The sequence below is a fragment of the Candidatus Binataceae bacterium genome (assembly GCA_035294265.1).
Taxonomy (GTDB): Bacteria; Desulfobacterota; Binatia; order Binatales; family Binataceae; genus DATGLK01.
In genome coordinates, this window is record DATGLK010000100.1 from 1 (window position 1) to 4286 (window position 4286).

4 protein-coding genes are annotated in these 4286 nt (G+C 64.4%); all 4 read right to left on the reverse strand.

The features are described 5' to 3' along the window. On the reverse strand, positions 1–759 hold a 759-nt coding region (lipA, locus tag VKV28_15640), incomplete at its 3' end, for a lipoyl synthase (protein ID HLH78237.1). Further along, a complete protein-coding gene (gene lipB, locus VKV28_15645) occupies positions 749–1453 on the reverse strand; it encodes a lipoyl(octanoyl) transferase LipB (GenBank protein HLH78238.1) in 705 nt (234 codons plus the stop codon). The genes lipA and lipB, both read right to left, overlap by 11 nt. A gap of 18 nt (positions 1454–1471) precedes the next feature. Continuing rightward, positions 1472–2881, reverse strand: coding sequence for a dihydrolipoyl dehydrogenase (lpdA, locus tag VKV28_15650; protein ID HLH78239.1), 1410 nt, complete (start codon positions 2879–2881; stop codon positions 1472–1474). Between the two features lie 15 nt (positions 2882–2896). Next, positions 2897–4286 (reverse strand): dihydrolipoamide acetyltransferase family protein (locus tag VKV28_15655; GenBank protein ID HLH78240.1); only part of this gene is annotated, 1390 nt, incomplete at its 5' end.

Here is a 4286-nt window from a genome sequence, read left to right on the forward strand (position 1 = left end):
TTCCTGGGGCGTAACATAGCGGACCACTTCGAGATGATCCTGGCTTGGGCGCAAGTACTGGCCCAGAGTCAGGATGTCGCACTCGACCCTGCGCAGATCCGCCAACACATGCATCAGTTCCTCGCGCGCTTCGCCCAAACCCAGCATGATGCCGGTCTTGGTCAGCATGCCGCGCTCCAGGCGGCGTGCGGTCTGCTTGGCATGCCACAGGACGTCGAGCGCGCGTTCGTAGATCCCGCCCGGACGCGCGGTGCGGTAAAGGCTGGGCACGGTCTCGACGTTGTGGTTATAGACGTCCACGGGGGCGCGAACCACGGTCTCGATACTTTGGTGTACGCCCTTGAAATCAGGGACCAAGACCTCGACCCGCGATTGCGGGCTGAGCGCCTTGATCGCTTCGGCGGTGGCGGCGAAATGGGCCGCGCCGCCGTCGGGCAAATCGTCACGATCCACGGAGGTCACCACGACGTGAACCAAACCTAGGCGCGCGGCGGCTTCCGCCACGCGGTGCGGTTCGTGTTCATCGAGCGGGCGAACCTTGCCATGAGCGACCGCGCAGTATGGGCAATTACGGGTACAGACGTCGCCCATCAGCATGAAAGTGGCGGTGCGATGGGAAAAGCACTCACCGATATTGGGGCAGGCCGCCTCCTGGCAAACCGAGTGCAGGCGCAGTTGACCCAGCAGCGCCTTGGTGCGGAAATACTCGGGTGAATTGGGCGCCCGCACCTTGATCCAGTCCGGATGCCTACGCTCCATCGCCAATGCCTCCCACGGTCGCGCGCTCGCGCCAGCTCCAAATTCGATCGGCTGCCAGCGCCTGGCAATTGCGGCCCAAAACCGCGCCCAGGCTTTGTGCGATCACCCGCGCCGCTTCTTCCACCCCAACTTCGGGATGTCCCTCCTGGCGAAGCGAGGTCATCTGGCAACCCTGGATGCCGCAGGGCACGATTGCGTCGAAGCGGCTCAACTCGGTGCTGACGTTGAGTGCGAAGCCGTGCAGAGTGACCCAACGCCGAATGCCCACGCCAATCGAAGCGACCTTACGCTGACCGACCCAGACTCCGGTTAGGCCCTCTCGCCGTCGGGCGTCGATCGCCCAATGCGCCAGTCCGTCGATCAGCCCCTGTTCGATGGCGCGCAGATAAGCATGGACGTCGCGCTGGCGCCCCTGCAGGGCTAGGATCGGATAGCCAACCAGTTGCCCTGGGCCGTGATATGTCACCTCGCCGCCGCGCGAAACGCGGTAAATCGGCACGCTTTGCGCTGGCCTCAGCAGATAGTGCTCCGATGCTCCTCGGCCCAGGGTATAGACATGGGGATGTTCCAGAAGCAGGAGCATGTCGCCTATCAGATCGCGCTGGCGTGCCGCTACCAACGCCTCCTGCAGGGCCAGAGCCTCGGCGTAAGGCACCCGGCCCAGCCATCCGACCGCCAATTGATCCGCGTTCACTTTATTTAAGCCCGGCGGCTAGAAGTTGATCGCTTCACCCTCCACTGCTAGTGCCGCCTCCATGATACTTTCCGACAGCGTAGGATGGGGATGCACCGCGCGGCCGACCTCCAAAGTGGTGGTTTCCAGCGAGCGGCCCAGCACGATTTCGGAGATCAGGTCGGTGGCGTGATGGCCGATGATCTGGCATCCCAGCACTTCGCCGTACTTTTTGTCCGCAACCAGCTTGACGAATCCCTCGGTCTGATTGATCGCGACCGATTTGCCATTGGCGCGGAAGGGAAACTTGCCGACCTTCACCTCCAGACCGCGGGCACGTGCCTCGGCTTCGCTCAGCCCCACGGTAGCAACCTCGGGCTGGCAATAGATGCATCCTGGAATGTTGAGCAGATCGAAGCCCGGCGCGCGCACCCCCGCTATGATCTCGACCGCCGCGACCCCCTCGGCCGAAGCCTTGTGGGCTAACAGCGGCGGCCGAATCAGGTCGCCGATTGCATAAATGCTGGGGCAGGTGGTGCGAAAGCTGTCTTCGACACGAACGAAGCCGCCACGCTCAATCTCCACGCCGGTCTGCTCCAGGCCCAAGCCGTCGCTGTTGGGACGGCGGCCCACCGCGACCAACACCGCCTCCGCGTCGACCTCGCGCGACTGGCCCTGGTTATCCAGGATGACGCGCCACTGGTCGCCGTGGCGCGTCATCGCTTTGTAGCCGTGGCGCAGCAGCAGCTCGACCCCGTGTTTGACGAAGGCGCGGCGCAGTTCTTCCGCCACTTCGGCATCGAAACCGGGCAATAGTTGGGGCTCCAATTCGACCACCGTCACCCGCGCGCCGAAGGCCTGATAGAAATAGGCGAATTCCAAACCGACCGCGCCCGCGCCGATCACTACGATGGTGCGCGGCAACTGGTCGTATACCAGCGCTTCCTTGCTGGTCAAAACTCCTTCACCGATTTCCATTCCCGGGAACAGCCGCTCGCGCGAGCCGGTAGCTAAAAGGAGGGTTTCGCCCTCCAGCGTGCTTACCCGCGGCGGCGCGCCGTCGACCCGGGCCAGGCTGACCGAATGGGGCCCGGTTACGGTGGCGGCGGCCTCGATCAGCTCGATATTGTTCTTGCGGAAAAGGTAGCGCACGCCACGCGAGAGTTTATCGGCGGCCTCGCGGCTACGCGCAATCACGCGCTTGAAATCGAAGCTCAGGGGACCGGTAGTGATGCCGTGCTCTTTGCCCGCGCCCTTGATCAACTCCATCGTCTCAGCCGAGTTGAGCAGCGCCTTGGAGGGGATGCAGCCCCAGTTGAGACAGACGCCGCCGGGACGATCGCGCTCGATGACGCAGACCTTCATTTTGAGCTGCGCGGCGCGAATAGCGGCGACATAGCCGCCAGGACCCGAGCCAATCACCACCAAGTCGTACCGGTTGTTGGCCACCAAACGCTCCTTGTTTCAAACCAACAGGCTGGCTGGATTTTCCAAAAACCGCTTCAGTTCTTTCAAGAAGCGGCCCGCCACCACTCCGTCCACGATCCGATGGTCGCAGGAAACCGTGACCATCATGGTGGTTCCCACTGCGACCTGATGCTCGCGAACCACCGCGCGCTCGCGAATCGTGCTGACCGCCAAGATTGCTGCCTGGGGCGGATAGATCACGGCCGAAAAATGCTCGATTCCCAGCATCCCCATGTTGGAGATGGTGAAAGTGGCGCCCGAGAGCTCCTCGCTGGTAAATCCGCCCTGGGCGGCTTTGCCCACCAAGCGATGGGCGGCGCGGCTGATGTCGGCCAGGGTGAGCTGCTGGCAATCCTTGATCACCGGCACGATCAGCCCGTCTTCGACCGCTACAGCCATCCCGACGTTGATGCTGGGATGGATCAGGATGCCGTCATTCTCATAACTGGCGTTGATGCGCGGGTGACGCACCAGCGCCAGCACCGCGGCTTTGATGATGATGTCGTTGAAGGTGATGTCTTCTTCGAACAGCTCGGTGGCCTCCAGCGACTTCTTGAAGCGCACCGCTTCGTCCATGTCCACTTCCATGGTGACATAGAAGTGTGGCACCTCGCGCTTGGACTCCGCCATGCGCTGCGCGATCATCCGCCGCATCTGGGAGAGTTCCTCGCGCGTCCCTGGCATCCCCTCGCGCGGTGCAACCAGGCGGCGTTGGCGAAACATTTGCTGCTCGCGCAGGAAATTGTCCACGTCGCGCTTGGTGATGCGCCCCTCCGGTCCAGTCCCTGGCACCTGTCCAAGATCGATCCCCGCCTCTTCCGCTGCGCGCCGGGCCAAAGGCGAGGCCTTGAGCTTGTCGCTCTCGACGCTGGGTTGACGGCGCGCCGGCACCATCGCGCGATGGGTTGTAGTCAAGGCCGTGCTCGAACTCTGCGCTTGCCGCGTACGGGGCGGTGGGGGCGCCGCCGGAATTGGCGCGCCCATCGGATACGCTCCGCCTTCTTCTTCGGGCTCCGCAGCCGCAGCCTGCGCCGCCGGGCGCGCTATCGCTTCCTCCTCGCGCTTGCGCACGACCGCCAGCCGAGGCGAAGGCTCGGGCGCCGGCGCCGGTCGGATCGGCTCGGGCGCTTTGGGAGCGGCGTGCGCCTGCGCTGGCGCCGCATGTGAAGCCGCGGTGGGGGAAGGAGCCGGGGCTTCGCCGGGAGCGCCGAGCAGGGCGATAACCGCGCCCACCGGGGCGCTCTGCCCCTCGGCCAGCCGCAGCTCCTGCAGCACGCCGGCCTCGAACGCCTCCAGCACCATGTCGGCCTTGTCGGTTTCCACCTCCGCCAGCGGCTCGCCCGGCCGCACCTGGTCGCCCGGCCGTTTCAGCCAATGGAGGATTTTG